The organism is Terrabacter sp. AAH1 (genome assembly GCF_054456855.1).
The window spans coordinates 231,014-248,097 of the sequence record NZ_JBTJJV010000003.1; the positions used below are offsets into that span (position 1 = coordinate 231,014).

The 17,084-nt window shown below is 72.3% G+C and carries 15 protein-coding genes; 10 read left to right on the forward strand and 5 right to left on the reverse strand.

All coding sequences use genetic code 11. From position 1 onward, the window contains the following. Nucleotides 1-56: 56 nt before the first annotated feature. The 5 genes from ACXR8F_RS07130 (at nucleotide 57) to ACXR8F_RS07150 (ending at nucleotide 5,709) form a co-directional block, all read left to right on the forward strand. The gene (locus ACXR8F_RS07130) at nucleotides 57-1,316 is read left to right on the forward strand and encodes an Nramp family divalent metal transporter (RefSeq protein ID WP_458799349.1); all 1,260 of its coding nucleotides are present in this window, start codon (nucleotides 57-59) and stop codon (nucleotides 1,314-1,316) included. A gap of 108 nt (nucleotides 1,317-1,424) precedes the next feature. Next, nucleotides 1,425-2,573, forward strand: coding sequence for an acyl-CoA dehydrogenase family protein (locus ACXR8F_RS07135; protein ID WP_458799350.1), 1,149 nt, complete (start codon nucleotides 1,425-1,427; stop codon nucleotides 2,571-2,573). After that, the gene (locus ACXR8F_RS07140; RefSeq protein ID WP_458799351.1) at nucleotides 2,573-3,682 is read left to right on the forward strand and encodes an acyl-CoA dehydrogenase family protein; all 1,110 of its coding nucleotides are present in this window, start codon (nucleotides 2,573-2,575) and stop codon (nucleotides 3,680-3,682) included. The genes ACXR8F_RS07135 and ACXR8F_RS07140 overlap by 1 nt, the downstream gene beginning before the upstream one ends. Then, entirely contained in the window at nucleotides 3,679-4,416 is a 738-nt protein-coding gene (locus tag ACXR8F_RS07145; protein ID WP_045189556.1) for an enoyl-CoA hydratase-related protein, read from the forward strand. Before ACXR8F_RS07140 ends, ACXR8F_RS07145 begins: the two co-directional genes overlap by 4 nt. A 93-nt stretch (nucleotides 4,417-4,509) precedes the next feature. Next, the gene (locus tag ACXR8F_RS07150; RefSeq protein ID WP_458799352.1) at nucleotides 4,510-5,709 is read left to right on the forward strand and encodes an MFS transporter; all 1,200 of its coding nucleotides are present in this window, start codon (nucleotides 4,510-4,512) and stop codon (nucleotides 5,707-5,709) included. Nucleotides 5,710-5,853: 144 nt separating this feature from the next. Here the strand turns inward: ACXR8F_RS07150 and ACXR8F_RS07155 are convergent, their stop codons facing one another. Beyond that, complete coding sequence (locus ACXR8F_RS07155; RefSeq protein WP_458799353.1) at nucleotides 5,854-7,599, reverse strand: MDR family MFS transporter; 1,746 nt, start codon at nucleotides 7,597-7,599, stop codon at nucleotides 5,854-5,856. 1 nt (nucleotide 7,600) lies between these two features. Further along, nucleotides 7,601-8,122: a MarR family winged helix-turn-helix transcriptional regulator gene (locus tag ACXR8F_RS07160; protein ID WP_458799354.1), complete on the reverse strand. Its 522-nt coding sequence runs from the start codon at nucleotides 8,120-8,122 to the stop codon at nucleotides 7,601-7,603. Between the two features lie 261 nt (nucleotides 8,123-8,383). Between ACXR8F_RS07160 and ACXR8F_RS07165 the strand changes: the two genes are divergently transcribed. Next, the gene (locus tag ACXR8F_RS07165) at nucleotides 8,384-9,112 is read left to right on the forward strand and encodes an ANTAR domain-containing protein (RefSeq protein ID WP_458799355.1); all 729 of its coding nucleotides are present in this window, start codon (nucleotides 8,384-8,386) and stop codon (nucleotides 9,110-9,112) included. Nucleotides 9,113-9,260: 148 nt separating this feature from the next. Here ACXR8F_RS07165 and ACXR8F_RS07170 read toward each other — a convergent pair whose 3' ends face one another. Both ACXR8F_RS07170 and ACXR8F_RS07175 read right to left on the reverse strand, forming a co-directional pair. Continuing rightward, nucleotides 9,261-10,049, reverse strand: coding sequence for a sigma-70 family RNA polymerase sigma factor (locus ACXR8F_RS07170; protein WP_458799356.1), 789 nt, complete (start codon nucleotides 10,047-10,049; stop codon nucleotides 9,261-9,263). A gap of 168 nt (nucleotides 10,050-10,217) precedes the next feature. Next, the gene (locus ACXR8F_RS07175; protein ID WP_458799357.1) at nucleotides 10,218-11,081 is read right to left on the reverse strand and encodes a maleylpyruvate isomerase family mycothiol-dependent enzyme; all 864 of its coding nucleotides are present in this window, start codon (nucleotides 11,079-11,081) and stop codon (nucleotides 10,218-10,220) included. 26 nt (nucleotides 11,082-11,107) lie between these two features. Here ACXR8F_RS07175 and ACXR8F_RS07180 point away from each other — a divergent pair, with 26 nt between their 5' ends. Then, nucleotides 11,108-13,192: a cytochrome c oxidase assembly protein gene (locus ACXR8F_RS07180; protein WP_458799358.1), complete on the forward strand. Its 2,085-nt coding sequence runs from the start codon at nucleotides 11,108-11,110 to the stop codon at nucleotides 13,190-13,192. Nucleotides 13,193-13,234: 42 nt separating this feature from the next. Beyond that, nucleotides 13,235-13,462 (forward strand): DUF6767 domain-containing protein, encoded by a 228-nt coding sequence (locus ACXR8F_RS07185; protein ID WP_458799359.1) that lies wholly within the window; start codon nucleotides 13,235-13,237, stop codon nucleotides 13,460-13,462. On the opposite strand, the gene ACXR8F_RS07190 is transcribed toward ACXR8F_RS07185, so the two are convergent. After that, nucleotides 13,434-14,240 carry a MerR family transcriptional regulator gene (locus ACXR8F_RS07190; protein ID WP_458799360.1) on the reverse strand — a complete coding sequence of 269 codons (807 nt, stop codon included), beginning with the start codon at nucleotides 14,238-14,240 and terminating at the stop codon, nucleotides 13,434-13,436. The two genes, ACXR8F_RS07185 and ACXR8F_RS07190, sit on opposite strands and share 29 nt — an antisense overlap. Before the next feature lie 130 nt (nucleotides 14,241-14,370). On the opposite strand from ACXR8F_RS07190, the gene ACXR8F_RS07195 reads away from it, so the two are divergent. After that, nucleotides 14,371-15,177 (forward strand): carbon-nitrogen family hydrolase, encoded by an 807-nt coding sequence (locus tag ACXR8F_RS07195; protein ID WP_458799361.1) that lies wholly within the window; start codon nucleotides 14,371-14,373, stop codon nucleotides 15,175-15,177. Next, complete coding sequence (locus ACXR8F_RS07200; protein WP_458799362.1) at nucleotides 15,174-17,036, forward strand: NHL domain-containing thioredoxin family protein; 1,863 nt, start codon at nucleotides 15,174-15,176, stop codon at nucleotides 17,034-17,036. The genes ACXR8F_RS07195 and ACXR8F_RS07200 overlap by 4 nt, the downstream gene beginning before the upstream one ends. Nucleotides 17,037-17,084: the final 48 nt, after the last annotated feature.

A 17,084-nucleotide genomic window follows, 5' to 3' on the forward strand; every position in this document is an offset into this window, starting at 1 on the left:
TCTCAATCCGGTCGCGGACTTGGCCGCGACGGGTCCGAGGCTCGATGCTGTGTCCCATGGAAGAGCAGGTCGCGCAGCGACCGCGGGTGAGCGACCGGTCGCCGGAGCGTGGCCTCGGCGGCACCATCAGCGCGCCCCGCACGCTCGTGCCGGCGCTGCTGGCCGCGATCGCCTATGTCGATCCGGGCAACTTCGGCGTCAACATCACGTCGGGCGCCGAGCACGGCTACGCGCTGGTGTGGGTCGTCGTCTTCGCGAGCTGCTCGGCGATGGTCATCCAGTACATCGCGGCCAAGCTCGGCATGGTCACCGGCAAGAGCCTGGCCGAGCACAGCGCCGAGCGGTTCCCGGGTGTCGGCCGCCTGCTGCTCTGGGCCCAGGCCGAGCTCGTCGTCATAATGACCGACCTCGCCGAGATCGTCGGGGGCGCCATCGCCCTCCGGCTCCTCTTCGGTATGCCGCTCATGGCCGGCGCCGTGTGCGTCACGCTCTTCAGCCTCGTCGTCCTCGCGCTCAAGGTGCGCGGCCGCAGCCACTTCGAGTCGGTCGTCCTCGTGCTGCTCACCGTCATCATCGCCTCGCTCGTGTGGCAGGTGTTCATCGCGGACGTCGACCGGGTGGAGCTCCTGCGCTCGGTGGTGCCGAGCCCGCTGGACTCGTCGGCCGCGCTGCTCGCGGTCGGCATCGTCGGCGCGACGGTCATGCCGCACGCCCTCCACTTCCACTCCGCCGCCTCCCGCGGGCACGACGACGGCACGGTCGAGGTGAGCCAGGCCGAGCGCCTGCGCGCCGGGCGCCGCACCGTGCGCAGCGTCGTCATCGCGATGACGGTCGCCGGGGTCGCCAACGTCAGCCTCGTCGTCTTCTCCGCAGCCCTGCCGTCCGAGGCCGGCGCGAGCATCGAGACCGCGTATGCCGCGCTGGGGGCGAACGCGGGCCAGGTCGCCGCGACGATGCTGGCCGTCGCGCTCCTCGCGTCGGGCCTCGCCTCGACCCTCGTCGGGGTGCAGACGGGTGACGTCGTCATGCAGGGCTTCGGTCGCCGGCCCATCGCGCCGCTGCTCCGGCGCATGGTCGCTGTCGTGCCCGCCCTCCTGATCCTCGGCATCGGCGTCGAGCCGACGAACGCGCTGGTCTGGAGCCAGGTCGTGCTGTCCTTCGCGCTGCCGGGCACGCTCGTGCCGCTGCTGCTCTTTACGCGGGACCGCCACCTCATGGGCGCCCTCGTCAACCACCGCATCACGACGGCCGCGGCCTCGGTCATCACCGCCGTCATCGTCGGCCTCTGCGGCTACCTCGTGCTCACCGGCCTCTGACGTCTCCGCGAGGCCGCGCGCCAGCCGCGACGACCGCGCGAGGGCGGGCCGGGGTGGTGTGCAAGAGTGGCGCACGAACCGCTGCGACGTCGCACGAGGAAGGTGAGCATGTCGCCCCGTCTCGTCCCGCCGGGAGCCCGCGAGCTGCCCGCCCTGACCGAGCTGCGCCTCGAGGTGCGTGCCTTCCTCGCCGAGCAGGTCGCCGCCGGCGCCTTCGTGCCGCACGTCGACACCTGGCTCACCCGCTGGGACCGCGACTTCACTCGTGAGCTCGGCCGTCGCGGCTGGCTCGGCATGGTCGTCCCGACGGCATACGGCGGCCAGGGGCGCACCTACCTCGAGCGCTTCGTCGTCACCGAGGAGCTCCTCGTCGTCGGCGCGCCCGTTGCCGCGCACTGGGTCGCCGAGCGGCAGATCGGGCCGTCGCTGCTCCGCTACGGCACCGAGGAGCAGAAGCAGGCCTACCTGCCGGGCATCAGCCGCGGCGAGGTCGTCTTCGGCATCGGCATGAGCGAGCCCGACTCCGGGTCCGACCTCGCGAGCGTGCGCACCCGCGCCGACCGGGTCGACGGCGGCTGGCGCCTCACCGGCACCAAGGTGTGGACCAGCGGTGCCCACGAGGCCGACGCGTTCTTCGCCCTCGCCCGCTCGGCGCCGCTCGACCCGGAGCACCGCCACGCCGGCCTCACCCAGTTCATCGTCGACCTGCGGGCACCTGGGGTGACGATCCGGCCGATCCTGTCGATGGGCGGCGACCACCACTTCAACGAGGTGCACCTCGACGGCGTGCTCATCCCCGACGACCGCGTGCTCGGCGAGGTGGGCGAGGGCTGGACCCAGGTCACCTCAGAGCTCGCCTACGAGCGGAGTGGGCCCGAGCGCGTGCTGTCCACGTTCCAGCTCCTGGCCGCGGCGGCCCAGGCCATGGACGACGGCAGGCTGCCCCTCGACCCCGGTCTGGGGCGCCACGTGGCCCGCGTCGCCGCCCTGCACCACATGTCGTTCGCCGTCTCGGCTGCACTCGAGAAGCACGAGGACGCCGACACCGCCGCTGCCGTGGTCAAGGTGCTCGGCACCACCGAGGAGGGCGACATCGCCGACTACGTCGACACGCTGACCGCGACCGGCTGGGCGCTCGACGAGGAGCTCGACACCCTGCTGCACGCCGCGATCCTCCAGCGCCCCGGCTTCACGCTGCGCGGGGGCACCAACGAGATCCTGCGCGGCGTCATCGCCCGCGGGTTGGGACTGCGCTGATGACCGGCCCCCAGGACGCCACCGGCGCCGACCGCCTCGCGGCCCCCACCGCGCCCGACCCCGACCTCGTCGAGGTGCTCGGCGACCTCTTCGCCGACTACCGCGCCACCCGCGCGACCCCCACCGCCGTCGTCGACCTCGACCGCGGCCTGTGGCAACGGCTCGAGGACCTCGGCATGACCCGTCTCACGGGCTCCGAGTCCGCAGGCGGCAGCGGTGGAAGCTGGGTCGACGCCGCCGCCCTGCTCGGCCTCGCGGCAGCAGTGGCGGCGCCCGTGCCACTCGCCGAGCACGACGTCCTCGGGGGCTGGCTGCTCGAGGCCGCCGGCCTGCCCAACGACGGGGGCCTGCGCACCGTATGCCGTCCCGACCCCTCCGGTGTCGCGCTCAACGTCACGTGGGCACGAGACGCGAGCCGCGTCGTGGCCCTCTGGGAGGACCGCGACGAGTGGCGCGTGGCTGACGTGCCGGCCGACCGGATCGGCATCGAGGAGCGCCGCAACCTCGCCGGTGAGCCCAGCGACACGGTCGAGTTCGACGTCGACGACCTCGAGGCGGGCACCCTCGTGCCGCACGAGATCGGTGAGCAGTTCCACCTGCGCGGCGCCCTGGCCCGGTCGGCCCAGGTCGTCGGGGCGATGGAGCGGATCCTCGAGATCGTGCTGGTGCACGTGCGCGAGCGTCACCAGTTCGGCCGTCCGATCGGCCGGTTCCAGGCGGTGCAGCACCTCGTCGCGGACATCGCCTCCGAGACCGCCCTCGCCCGCGCCGCCACCGACGCCGCCGTCGCCCGCGCCGCCGCCTCCGACTGGCAGGACCCCGGCATGCTCTTCGCCGTCGGGGTCACCAAGTCGTGCGTGGGCCACGCCGCGTCGGTCGTCGTGCGCAGCTCGCACCAGGTGCTCGGAGCCATCGGCACGACGCTGGAGCACGAGCTGCACACCCTCACCAAACCGATCCTCGCCCGCCGCAGCGAGTACGGGTCGCTGCAGGACTGGGACGAGACCCTGACCACCCTCGCCGCATCGGCCGGCCACGACCGCCTCTGGACCCTCGTCACCACCGGCCGCGCCAAGCCGTCCCACGACCACAGGAGCCACGCACCATGACCGAGGTCCGCTACGACGTCGACGACGGCGTCGCCCTCATCACCCTCGACGCCCCCGACCGGCGCAACGCCCTCTCCGTCGAGATGGCCCGCCAGCTCGTCGACGCCGCCCGCACTGCCGAGTCCGACGACTCGGTCGGGGCGGTCGTCGTCACCGGCGGCCGGCACTTCTGCGCGGGCGCGGTGCGCAGCGTCCTTGCCGACACGGGGCGCGACCCCGTCGAGGACGAGGCCTACCGCAACCTCGAGACCGTCTACGCCGCCTTCACGACGATCGGGTCGATCGGGCTCCCCACCGTCGCGGCCGTGCGCGGCGCAGCCGTCGGGGCCGGCCTCAACCTCGCCCTGGCGACCGACCTCCGCATCGTCTCGCGCACCGCCCGGCTGCTGCCCGGCTTCGCCCAGATCGGCATCCACCCCGGCGGTGGACACTTCACGCTGCTCAACCGTGTCGCCGGCCGCGAGGCCGCCGCCGCCCTCGGTCTCTTCGGCGACGAGGTCGACGGCGACCGGGCCGTGGCCCTGGGACTGGCGTGGGCGGCATACGACGACGAACACGTCGAGTCCCAGGCGAAGGCGCTCGCCGCCCGCGTCGCGAAGGACCCCGCGCTGGCCCGCCGCCTCGTCACCAGCTTCCGCCGTGAGACCGCTCCCGGGGGCGTCCCGTGGGACGTCGCCGTCGAGCTCGAGCGCTCGCCACAGATGTGGTCGCTGAGGCGCAAACACGACGCCTGAGGGGCGCCGCCCGACCCTCGACGATTTCCGTTCCCCGGGGGACGTGGTGCAATTATGGGGAGGTTGGCCGTCCCCGATCGACAAGGAGCAGTCGTGCTCGCGACCTACCGACCTCTCTTCGAGGTACCGGGGGCGCGCACCTTCATCGCAGGGGGGATGGTGGCCCGCACCGCGGGCTCGATGTTCGGTGTGGCCGTCGTCGCGATGGTCGCTGCGCGGTCCGGCTCGTACGAGCTGGCGGGTGCCGTCGTCGCCGTCGGCATGGTGGCCCTTGCGCTCTTCGCGCCCTTCCTGGGCCGCCTCGTCGACCGTTACGGCCAGCGGCGCATCGCCATCCCGTTCTTCCTCTGGTCGGGCGTCTGGGCGGTGCTGACGGTCGTCACGTCGGTCAAGGGCTGGCCCTCGTGGCTGCTCTTCATCACCTTCCCGATGTGCGGGGCGATCCCCAACATGGGCACGATGGCCCGAGCGCGGTGGACGCACATCTTCGCCCACGACCCGCGGTCGCTGCACTCGGCGATGTCGTTCGAGCAGGTCATGGAGGAGCTCACCTTCGTCATCGGCCCGGTCGTCGCGATCTGGCTCGCCACCGCATTGTTCCCCGAGGCCGGCTTCGTCGTCGCCACCGTCGCCTACGGCATCGGTGTGCTCGTCTTCCTCTCGGCCCGCTCCACCGAGCCGCCGGTCGTGCCGCACCACGAGCGCCCCGAAGGCCACGCGCACCACAACCCGGGCCTCATCCCGCTCGCGTTCATCATGGTGATGACCGGGGCGATCTTCGGCGTCAACGAGGTCGTCACCCTCGCCGTCGCGCAGGACCACGGCGCGCAGGGCGCGGCCGGCGCCATCCTCGCCCTGTATGCCGTCGGGTCGGGTCTCGCCGGACTCGTCTTCGGCCACGTCTCGCACGGGCGCAACCTCGTCAAGCTGCTCATCGTGGGCACGCTGGGCATGGGGCTGCTCGAGGCGCCGCTCCTCTTCGCGCCCAACCTGTGGGCGCTCGCCGGCCTCATGGTCGTCGCCGGCATGGCCACCGCGCCGACCCTCATCACGACGATGAACCTCATCGAGCGCATCGTGCCCAAGGCCCAGCTCAACGAGGGCATGACGATCGTGCTGACGGGCCTCATCATCGGCATCGCCGCCGGGTCGGCGGTCTCGGGCGCGGTCGTCGACCGGGTCGGCGCGCAGCACGGCTACTGGGTCGCGGTCGTCGCCGGCGGCTTCGCGTTCGTCATGGCCTTGGGCACGCGCGCCTTCCTCAGCAAGCGCGAGCTGCACAACCTCCGCTGACGGCGCCCTCTGGCCCCCGCAACACACCCGGAAACGGTCAACGCCCCACGGAAGCAACCGTGGGGCGTTGACCGTTTCCGGGTGTGTTGCGGCTGGAGCGGGGTGGGCCCGCATCGGGCCCACCCCGCGCCTGGCTGTCGGGCCTCAGTGGCCGGCGGCAGCGACCGGGGCACCCTCGGAGTCGCCCTGCTGCGCGCCCGGCCGGCCCGGCTGGCCCGGCTTGGGGCCGAGGTCGACGTGCGGCAGGAAGAACGTCGCGACGACGGCGAGCACCATCACCGCAGCCGCCGCGAGGAAGACGACCGACATCGAGTCCGCGAAGCCCACGAGGAACGGCCGGGCGAGGCGCGGGTCGAGCTGCTGGATGAACGAGCTGTCCTGCAGCGCCGAGCTGCCCGCCCCGCTGCCGCCCGCCTGGGCCTGAGCCTGCAGGCCCTCGATGAACGACTTGTTCGTCGCGGGGTCGCCACCGGTCGGGTTGCGCAGGGCTGCCCGGAAGTCCGGCGTCGAGGCGGCCCGCTGGAACGCCTCGCCGATCCTCGTGCCGGCCTGCGAGAAGAGGATCGACAGGAAGACGGCCGTGCCGAGCGTGCCACCGATCTGGCGGGTGAAGGTCGCCGACGACGTGGCCACACCCATGTCGCGGCGGTCGACGGCGTTCTGCACGGCGAGCGTCAGCGGCTGGAAGTTGAAGCCGAGACCCAGGCCGAAGAAGTACATGCCGACCATGACGAGCCACAGCGCCGTGTCGACGGTGATGTAGTGAAACCCGAAGAGCGAGAGAACAAGCAGGAACGCGCCGATGATCGGGAAGTGGCGGTAGCGGCCGGTGCGCGAGATGAGCTGGCCCGAGATGATCGAGCCGCTCATGATGCCGAGGGTCATCGGCAGCAGCATGAGGCCGGCCTCGGTCGGCGTCGCGCCCTGGACGATCTGCAGGTAGAGCGGCAGCGCGGCGAGGCCGCCGAACATGCCCATGCCGATGAAGATCGAGGCCACCGAGGCCGCGCCGACGGTGCGGTTGCGGAAGAGGCGCAGCGGCAGCAGCGCCTCCTCACCCATGGCGCGCTCGATGATGAAGAACGCCACGAGCCCGACGGCGCCGATGACGTAGCAGAGGATCGAGGTGCCCGAGCCCCAGCCCCACTCGCGGCCCTGCTCGGCAACGATGAGCAGCGGCACGAGGGCCACGGCGAGCGACACGGCGCCCCAGTAGTCGATGCGGTGGTCGAGGCGGTGGTGGCGCAGGTGCAGCGTGCGCGTCACGACGACGAGCGCCGCGACGGCGATCGGCACGTTGACCAGGAAGACCCAGCGCCAGCCGGTGACGCCCAGAAGGGTGTCCTGGCCGGCGAAGAAACCGCCGATGACAGGGCCGAGCACGCTCGACGTGCCGAAGACGGCGAGGAAGTAGCCCTGGTACTTGGCACGCTCACGCGGCGGCACGATGTCGCCGATGATCGCGAGCGACAGCGAGAAGAGGCCGCCGGCGCCGATGCCCTGCACGGCACGGAAGGCCGCGAGCGACGGGATCGACCACGCGAGGGTGCACAGCATCGAGCCGATCGTGAAGATCGAGATGGCGAAGAGGAAGAACTTCTTGCGCCCGTAGATGTCCGAGAGCTTGCCGTAGAGCGGCGTCGCGATGGTGCTCGTGATCAGGTATGCCGTCGTGACCCACGCCTGACCGGCGAGGTCCTTGAGGTCGTCGGCGATGACCCGCATCGCGCTCGCGACGATGGTCTGGTCGAGCGCCGCGAGGAACATCCCCATCATGAGCCCGACGAGGATCGTGACGATCTCGCGGTGCGACAGCGGCGGGTGGTCGGCTGCCGGTGCCCCCGGCGCTGCGCTTCGCGCGCCGTTCGGCTCGGCCGTGGTGTCGGACATGTCAGTCCTCTTTCTGGGTCTGGTCCTGAAGGAGCCTGCTGGTGTGGAAGGGCATCGGGGGCGGCGCTGCACCCCGGGCCCGGAGGTTGGCGTCGAGCGCGTCGCCGAGCTCGCGCAGTCGTTCGACGAACGCGGCCGTCTCGGGGCCCTCCCAGTCGGAGAGCAGCCCCTGGAACCACTCGGCCCGTGAGGCCTGGATGCGGTCGAGGGCCGCGCGTCCTCGCTCGGTGAGTGACACGACGGATGCGCGGCCGTCGTTCGGGTCGGCGCTCTTCTCGAGCAGCTCGAGGCCGACGAGCGAGCTGACCTGCCGGCTGACCGTGGACACGTCGTTGTGGAGCGTCGTCGCGATCTCGGAGATGCGCGCCGTGCCGGCCCCGGCGACGACGAAGAGCACGGGGTATGCCGTCACGTCGACGCCGTCCTCGAGGCGCGGGGCGGTGTTGCGAGCCGCCACGAGCAGCTTCTGGACGCGGAGCAGCCCGAGGAAGACGTCGTTCGCCTCGTCCTTGCTGACCGCCACCGGCCACCTTCCTTCGCCCGAATACTTGCTTGCAGCATGCAAGTATTTGTCCGAGTCCGCGCCGTGTCAATCGACCTGTCCAACGTTGCCGGCCCCGCCCTGGCGTCAGGCCTCGCCGGGGCCACTGTGGGGCCGTTGCGTGCCGCCCCGTCTCGTCGTGTGGTTTTCTGTGGTCCTCGCACCTCCAGCAGGTGTGAGAATGACTCACGCGTAGAGCCGTCCGACCGCGGGCGGTAGGCGCACGTCCGTGGAGGGAGTGCCATGAGCCTCGATGTCCCCGTCGACCCGACGATCAACGACGTCTTCCGGCAGATGTCGGCGCTCATCTACGCCGGCGCGGACTCTGGCTCGATCCACCAGGCGCTCGTCGACGCCGCCCCCCGGCTCGTCGAGGGCTGCACTCGGGCATCGCTGCTCGTGCGCGCCCGTGACCGCTTCGTCACCGCCGCGAGCACCGACGACGTCGCGAGGCGCATCGACCAGATCGAGCTCGAGGTCGGCGAGGGCCCGTGCGTCGACGCGATCGTCGCCGAGGCGTACCAGCACGATGCCGACCTCACCGACGGCACGTCGCCGTGGCCGCGGTTCTGCGAGCGCATCGTGGCCGAGACGCCGGTGCGCTCCGCCATCGGCTACCGCCTGCTCCTCGACGGCGACAAGATCGGCGCGCTCAACCTCTTCGCCGACGTGCCCGGGGGTCTCACCGAGAGGTCGGCCGACACGGGTGCCGTCATCGCCTCGTTCGCGTCGGTCGCCCTGATGGCCATCCGCGCCCGCGAGGAGGCGGCGACGCTGCGCCAGGGGCTCAGCAGCAACCGCGAGATCGGCAAGGCCGTCGGCCTGCTCATGGCGGCGCACCACATCAGCGGCCAGGAGGCCTTCGAGCTGCTGCGCAACACCTCGCAGGAGCTCAACATGAAGCTGGCGCAGGTGGCTTCGCAGGTCATCGAGGGCCAGGAGTCGCAGTTCACCGCCAACGGCCGCGGCTGAACCACCACCGCCGGGGGTGAGTGGGTCGGTCGACCCGCTCCGGATGGCGTGCCCCGAACGCCGGGCCGCCGGAAGGGACTACCCCAAAGGGTGCGGTCCCGACGCGCTGGGGGGTGCACGTCGGGACCGCTGGGGGTCGCCCCTGGGATCAGGCGGAGGCCATGCCCTCCGCGGTGAGCTGGCGTCGCAGCTCGTCGAGGGTGCGCCGCAACAGGCGGCTGACCTGCATCGCGCTGAGCCCCATGGACTCGGCGATCTCGGCCTGGGTCATGTCGCTGCCGTAGCGCAGCTCGACGAGCTGCTGGTCGCGAGCGGGCAGCCGCTCGAGGGCGCTGCGCACGACGATGCCTTCGTCGAGTGCAGGATCGCCGCTGGGGTCGCCTCGTGCGTCGAGCAGGTCGAGCACCGGCCGGGCGCCGTCGCTCGTCGTCGAGTCGAGCGAGGCGGGGCGCAGGTTCGTCGCGGCGACCTGGGCCTCCTTGACGGACTCGAGGCTGATGTCGAGCTCGTGCGCGAGCTCGCCGGCGTCGGGGTCGTGGCCGAGGCGCTGCTCGAGCCGGCCCCTGGTCTCGGTGACGAGCTGGCGACGTTCCTGCAGCTCGCGCGGCGGGCGGACGAGCCAGCCGTGGTCGCGGAAGTGGCGGCGCAGCTCGCCGGTGATGGTCGGCGTCGCGTAGGCGCCGAACTCGGTGGGCTTGTCGAGGTCGAAGCGCTGGATGGCCTTGAGGAGGGCGAGGAACGCGACCTGCTCGAGGTCATCGCGGTCGAGGCCCTTGCCGGAGTAGCGGTGGGCGAGGGAGCGTGCGAGCGGCATGTGCAGCAGCGTCACGGCCTCGAGGGCGTTGGCACGTTCGGTTTCTGACTCCGCCGTGCGAAGGGTGTGGATGAGCTGTCTGGTTCGCGCATCCCTGCGCGGACCCGCGGACGGGTCGGTCATTGTTTCTCCGATGATCGGAAATCCCCGATGCGGCACTGGCTTGACCGACTACCTAAGACGCTAGGCCGTTGCCCACACATACACAAGGTGGGCGTACTTACCGTAGGGGTGCCTCGAGGTGTATAAGGGCCGGCGTTCCCGGGACCGTGAGAACGCGGCGAGAAGACGTCAGTGCGTGACGACGACGAGGGCCTCGAGCACCCGTCGTGCGGTGTCCTCGTCGCCCGTCACCGTGAAGCGGATCTCGTCGACCGGGCGACGGCCCGCGGCCCGTCGGGTGAGCGCCTCGGTGGTGAGGTGGATCGACGTCACGTCGAGCTGCTCCTCGCCGTGGGGTCGGTCGTGACCGCTGAAAAGCGTTTCGCCGTAAGGCCGCCCGTCCTCGCCGGTCACGACCCGCACGCCGTCCCGGGCGACGACCGGGCCTGTCACGTCGATGACGACGGCGTGTCCGGCGCCGACCCCGGCGGTGCGCGCGGCGATGCGGGGGAGGGCGGCGAGGATGTCGGCGGTGAAGAGCGCCGCGCCCGGCGAGTCGAGGTTGCCGGGTCGGTCGAGGGCTGACCGGAGGTCCTGCTCGTGCACCCAGGCATCGATGATGCGGCGGCGCAGGTGCTGCCCGAAGGTCGTGTCGGGCCCGAAGAAACCGCCGACGACCGTGTCGACGTCGGCCTCGGACTCGCGCAGCTCGGCCATGCGTCGCGGGTGGAACTCGGCCAGCTCGGTGACGACCTCACGACCGGTGAGCCCGCGACGGGCCTCGACGTCGATCTCGACGAAGCGGGCGAAGTCGCTCTTCACGTGGGGGTAGTCGGGCACCGGGACCTCGACCCGCGGCAGCCCGGCGAACGACTTCTCGGAGCCGACGACGTGCGCGATCTGGTCCTTGACCGTCCAGCCCGGACACTCCGTCTGGAGCTCGAAGTCCGCGTCGCGGCACGAGAACCCCAGGTCGATGATCGACTGGACGGACTGGTCGAACGCGTCGATCAGACCGGTGCGGTCATCAGGAGCGGAGGGGTGCATGGGCATGTGGTCAGACTACTTACCCTTGACGCATGCCAACCCAGCAGCGAGCCGGTCTCGCCGACCCTCGCGCGGCTGCCCAGCCTGCCTCCTCCTGGGGCCCCGCGGCCGCCGTCACAGGGGCCGTCGTCGTCGGCCTGTTCGCGACGCTCGTGGCCGCGCGCTACTCGGGAGCGGTGGAGCCCCCGCCTGGCGGCATCACCGACGCGGGCCCGGTCGTGCGCTGGGCGCTGCCGCTCGTGCGTGTCATGCACGACGTCGCGGCGTCGCTGACGATCGGGTCGCTGCTGCTCGCGGCCACGATGGTCCCGGGGCGCACGCGCGAGGAGAGCGCCTCGCTGGACGAGCCGCGTCGGGCGGCGGCCTTCAGGATCGCCACGTCGGCGGCCTTCGTCTGGGCGATCGCGGGCGCCGTCGGTGTCGTGCTCACCTATGCCGACGCCGCCGGGCTCCCGCTCGGCGACCCGACCTTCGGCTCCAGCCTCACGGGCAACGTCTGGGGCATCGAGACGCTCCGGGTCGGTGTGCTCAGCGCGGTGGCGGCCTTCGCCGTCGCCTCGGTGGCCTCCGTGGCGCGAGCCCGGTCCGTCGCCGTCGCGCTCACGGTGGTGGCGGCGTTCGGCCTGCTCGTGCTGGGGCTCGCGGGCCACGCCGGCGGGTCGTCCGACCACGAGACGGCCGTCAACGCCATCGCCGCGCACCTGCTCGGGGCGGGGGTCTGGGTCGGTGGCCTGCTCTCGCTCGTCCTCCTCCGTCGTCAGCTGGGTGATGCGCTCGGGGCCGTGGCACGGCGCTACTCCTCCGTGGCGCTGTGGTGCTTCGTCACGCTCGGCGTCTCGGGGGTCATGTCGGCCACGACGCGGCTCGCGGGATGGTCCGACCTCGCGACGGCATACGGCGTGCTCGTGCTCGTCAAGGTGCTCGCCTTCGTCGCCCTCGGGGTGGCCGGCGTGTGGCACCGCCGCATCACCCTCGACCGCATCGACGACGCGACCTCGGCCGGCGACCGGGGAGGCCGCGGCCGGCTGTTCGCCCGGCTCGCCGTCGTCGAGACGCTCGTCATGGGTCTCGCCTTCGGGGTCGCTGCCGCCCTCTCGCGCACGGCGCCGCCCGTTCCCGAGACGGTCTCGGACCCCTCTCCGGCGCTCGCGCTCACCGGCTTCCCCGCGCCGCCCGCGCCCACCGCACTGTCCTGGCTGACCGCCTGGCGGGTCGAGTGGCTCTTCCTCGCGACCGGGCTGCTGGCGATCGGCACCTACGTCGTCGGGGTCGTGCGGCTGCGCCGACGTGGCGACGCGTGGCCGGTCCTGCGCACCGTCGCCTGGGTGGCCGGGTGGCTGCTCTTCCTCTACGCGACCAACGGCGTGCTCGGCATCTACGGTCGTGTCGCCTTCTCGTGGCACATGATGCTGCACATGACCGAGGCCATGGTCATCCCGATCCTGCTCGTCCTCGGGGCGCCGGTCACGCTCGCGTTGCGCACCCTGCGTCCGCGGCGTGACGGCACGCTCGGCCCGCGCGAGCTGCTGCTGGGCCTGGTCCACTCGCGCTTCCTCGCGGTGCTCGGCAACCCGGCCGTGGCAGCCACCCTCTTCTTCTCGAGCCTCGTCGTCTTCTACTGGACCGGCCTCTTCCAGCTCGCGCTGCAGACGCACACCGGCCACCTGCTCATGACGGCCCACTTCGTGCTGACCGGCTACCTCTTCGCCTGGGTGCTCATCGGGGTCGACCCGGGCCCGAAGAAGTGGAGCCCGGCCCTGCGCCTCGTGGTGCTCTTCGCGACGATCGCCTTCCACGCGTTCTTCGGCGTCGCGATGATCAGCGGCACGGCCCTGCTCGGCGGCGACTTCTTCCAGACGATCCAGATCCCGTGGGTCGGCACGACCGATGCGGCCCGCCTCGCCGACCAGCGCTACGGCGGCGGGGTCGCGTGGGCCATCGGCGAGCTGCCGGCCCTCGTGCTGGCCCTGATCGTCGCGCTCCAGTGGTCGCGCAGCGACCGCGCGGAGTCGAAGCGGTCCGACCGCCGGGCCGACCGCGACGGCGACGCCGAGCTCGCCGCCTACAACGAGCGCCTCGCGGCCCTGGCCCGGCGCGACGACGGCGCCCCGCGCTGAGCCATCTACTACGTGAGGTAGTATTCGGGGCAGGAGGTATCGATGTCCCGCAGGTCACCCACCCCGATGTGCCCGATCCGGCTCGGCGAGCCGTGCACGCTGTGCGTCCCTGGAGCCACCGGACCGCAGGATTGCGGACTCGTCTACCTCGTCCAGAGCGACCCCGAGCTGAGCGAGCAGCTCGCCGCCCGGCGCAGCGCGCACTCCGCCGCCCGGGGCCGCGCCACGGTCGGCGGCGAGGTCAGCGCACCGGCTGCTGCAGCTCGGTGACCCACGCGTCCTGGTCGCCCATCGGCGTCTCGAGGTAGACCTCGCGGCACGGGCCGTATGCCGTGAGCCCCTGGGCGTCGACCGTCGTGGCCAGCGCCTGCCAGGTGTCGCCGATCGTCGCCATCGAGCCGCGGTGGATGACGGTCAGGGCGCGCTGGCAGGCCGGGAGCGCGCTGACCGCGGCGCCCTCGACGTCGACCGACTCGAGCGCCGTCGGGAAGCCGACGCCCCACGTCGTGCCCTCGGCGTCGCCGTCGTACCACGCGACCGACGGGGACTGCAGCGTCACTCCCGACGCGGTGAGTCCCCCGACGAGGCGGTCGAAGGCGGGCCCGATCTGCCGCCCCATCTCGCTCGTGTCGGCGACCCGGCCGGTCACCTGTACCAGCCGCATCTCCGGCAGCGCCTTCTCGACGTACTCCAGCTCGGGCATGTCGCCCTCCTTCTCGATCGTCCGGAGCCTCGCCTCGATCTCGGTGAGCCGGTCGCGGTCGGCCGCGATCTGCTCCTCGATCTGGGCCCGCCGCAGGGTCAGCATGCCGCGCAGCTCCTCGGCCGTCACCTGCGCGTCGAGGACGCTCCCCACCTGCTCGAGGGTGAAACCGAGGCCCTTGAGCGCGACGAGGCGGTTGAGACGAGGCAGCTGCGCGGCGGCATACCAGCGGTAGCCCGTGACCGGGTCCACGTGGGCCGGCACGAGCAGGTCGAGGGAGTCGTAGTGGCGCAACATGCGCACGGTGACCCCCGCGAGCCGGGCGAAGTCTCCGATGGTGAACATGACGACCATGGTCTACGGCCTGACACGGTGTGAGGGTCAAGACCCGGGCGGGCAGAGGGCGTATGCCGTCCGCCGCCCGCTTGCCGAACGCGCCCCTCCGACGCCGGGTGGGTCGTGTGAGCATGGGGGCATGAAGGTTGCGCTCATCCAGCTCGCCTACGGCGACGACGAGTCCGTCGCGGACCGCACCGCCCGGGTCGCCGACCTCGTGCGCGCCCAGGCCGGGCACGACCTCGTGGTCCTGCCAGAGCTCTGGCCGGCCGGCGGTTTCGACTACAGGCACTGGGACGAGCGAGCCGAGCCGGTGGACGGCCCCGTGGCGCAGGCTCTCTCGGCTGCAGCACGCGACGCGGGCGTCACGCTCCACGGCGGCTCGATCGTCGAGCGCGGTGCCCCGGTCGCCGACGGCGACCACGGCGTGTGGAACACGAGCCTCGTCTTCTCGCCGTCGGGTGACCTCGTCGCGACGTACCGCAAGGTGCACCGCTTCGGCTTCGGCGAGGGGGAGCCGAGCCTCATGGACGCGGGCGAGGAGCTCGTGGTCATCGACGTCCCGGTGGCGGGCGGCGACCCGGTGCCGGTCGGGCTGTCCACCTGCTACGACCTGCGCTTCCCCGAGCTCTACCGACGGCTGCTCGACCGGGGCGCCGAGGTCTTCGTCGTCCCCGCGGCGTGGCCGGCCGGGCGGGTCGGGCACTGGACGCTGCTGGGTCAGGCCCGAGCCGTCGAGGACCAGTGCGTCGTGCTGCAGTGCAACACCGCCGGCACCCACGCCCGGCACGAGATGGGTGGCCGATCACAGGTCGTCGACGCCACCGGGAAGGTTCTCGCCTCGGCCGGCCTTGACGAAGAGGTGCTGAGCATCGACATCGACACCGCGGCCACGCTCGAGTGGCGGCGCGACTTCCCCGTGCTGACCGACCGGAGGCTGTCGTGAGCGCCGGCACCGCCACCCTGCGCTCGCGCGTCCGGGTGCGGGCTGCCGATCTCGTCGGCCGCGGGTGGCTCAACACCGGCGGCCGCTCGCTGTCGCTGGCCGAGCTGCGCGGTCGTGTGGTCGTGCTCGACTTCTGGACCTTCTGCTGCGTCAACTGCCTCCACGTGCTCGACGAGCTGCGGCCGGTCGAGCAGCAGTTCCCGGACGCCCTGACGATCATCGGCGTGCACTCGCCGAAGTTCGAGCACGAGGCCGACGCCGACGCGCTCGCCGCCGCCGTCGAGCGGTATGCCGTGCACCACCCCGTGCTCGACGACCCCGAGCTCGTCACGTGGCGCGCGTATGCCGCTCGGGCGTGGCCCACGCTCGTCGTCGTCGACCCCGAGGGCTACGTCGTCGCCTCGATGTCGGGGGAGGGGCACGGGCCCGGACTCGCCTCCCTCGTGGCCGAGCTCATCGAGGAGCACCGGGCAAAAGGCACTCTCCAGCCTGGCGGCGACCCCTACGTGCCGCCGCCTGCGCCGGCGACCGCGCTGCGCTTCCCCGGCAAGGCCGTGGCGCTGCCGGACGGTTCCTTCCTCGTCTCCGACACCGCGAACCACCAGGTCGTCCACCTCGAGGAGGACCTCGAGACCGAGCGCGCACGCTGGGGCGGAGCCGGAGAGCTCAACGAGCCCCAAGGGGTCCTGCCCGTGCAGCCCGGGGTGGCCGAACGTCTGGGCATCGACCTGCTGGTCGCCGATTCGGTGAACCACCAGCTCAAGGGAATTCGGTTCTCCGACGGGTCGATTCACGTGGTTGCCGGCACCGGCAGCCAGCTGAGGGAGCGCACCGGCGGCGGCCCGGCGCTCCAGCAGCCGCTGTCGACGCCGTGGGACCTCGCCTGGCTGGGCGACCGCGTGGTCATCGCCATGGCCGGCACCCACCAGCTGTGGGCCTGGACCCCCGGTGAGAGCCTCGAGGACGGCACCGTGGAGGTCGTCGCAGGCACGTCCAACGAGGGGCTCGTCGACGGGCCTGCGCCCGAGGCGTGGTTCGCCCAGCCCTCGGGCCTGACCACTTCGGCGTCGGGAGACCGCGTCTGGATCGCCGACTCCGAGACGTCCGCCCTGCGGTCGGTGCGCGTCGGCTCCGACGGGGCCCTGGTGGTCGAGACCCATGTCGGCACCGGCCTTTTCGACTTCGGTCACCGCGACGGCGACGCTGCCGAGGCCCTGCTCCAGCACCCGCTCGGGGTCACCGAGCTGCCGGACGGGTCGGTCGCCGTCAGCGACACGTACAACGGCGCGATCCGCCGGTTCGACCCCGCCACCCGCCAGGTGTCGACGCTGGCGCAGGATCTGGCCGAGCCGAGCGACGCCGTCGTCGAGGTCGACCCCGGGATGGGCGAGACGCGCCTCGTCGTCGTCGAGTCGGCGGCGCACCGACTGACCCGCGTCGCCCTCCCTCGCGACGCCCAGCGGGTCGACGGACCGGCCCACCGCACCCAGCGCCCCTCGACACCGCTCCCGGCGGGCGAGGTGGCCCTCGAGGTCACCTTCGTGCCGCCCGCGGGCCAGAAGCTCGACCACCGCTGGGGCGACCCGACCCGGCTCGACGTCTCGGCCACGCCGGGTGCGCTGCTCGTCGAGGGCGCGGGCCGGGCGGAGGGCCTGACCCGCCGTCTCGTGCTGCGCGGCGACGTCGGCACCGGCACCCTGCACATCTCGGTGCAGGCCGCGTCGTGCGACGGCGACCCGGTCACCGGCGAGGTGCCCGAGCACGCCGCCTGCCACCTCTTCCAGCAGGACTGGGGCATCCCCGTCGTCATCGACCCGGACGCCCCTGCGACACTGGCTCTCGACCTCCGGGGGGTCTAGCGAGGTCTGCAGCGCGTCCGGGAGCCTCCCGGACGCCGACGATCGGAC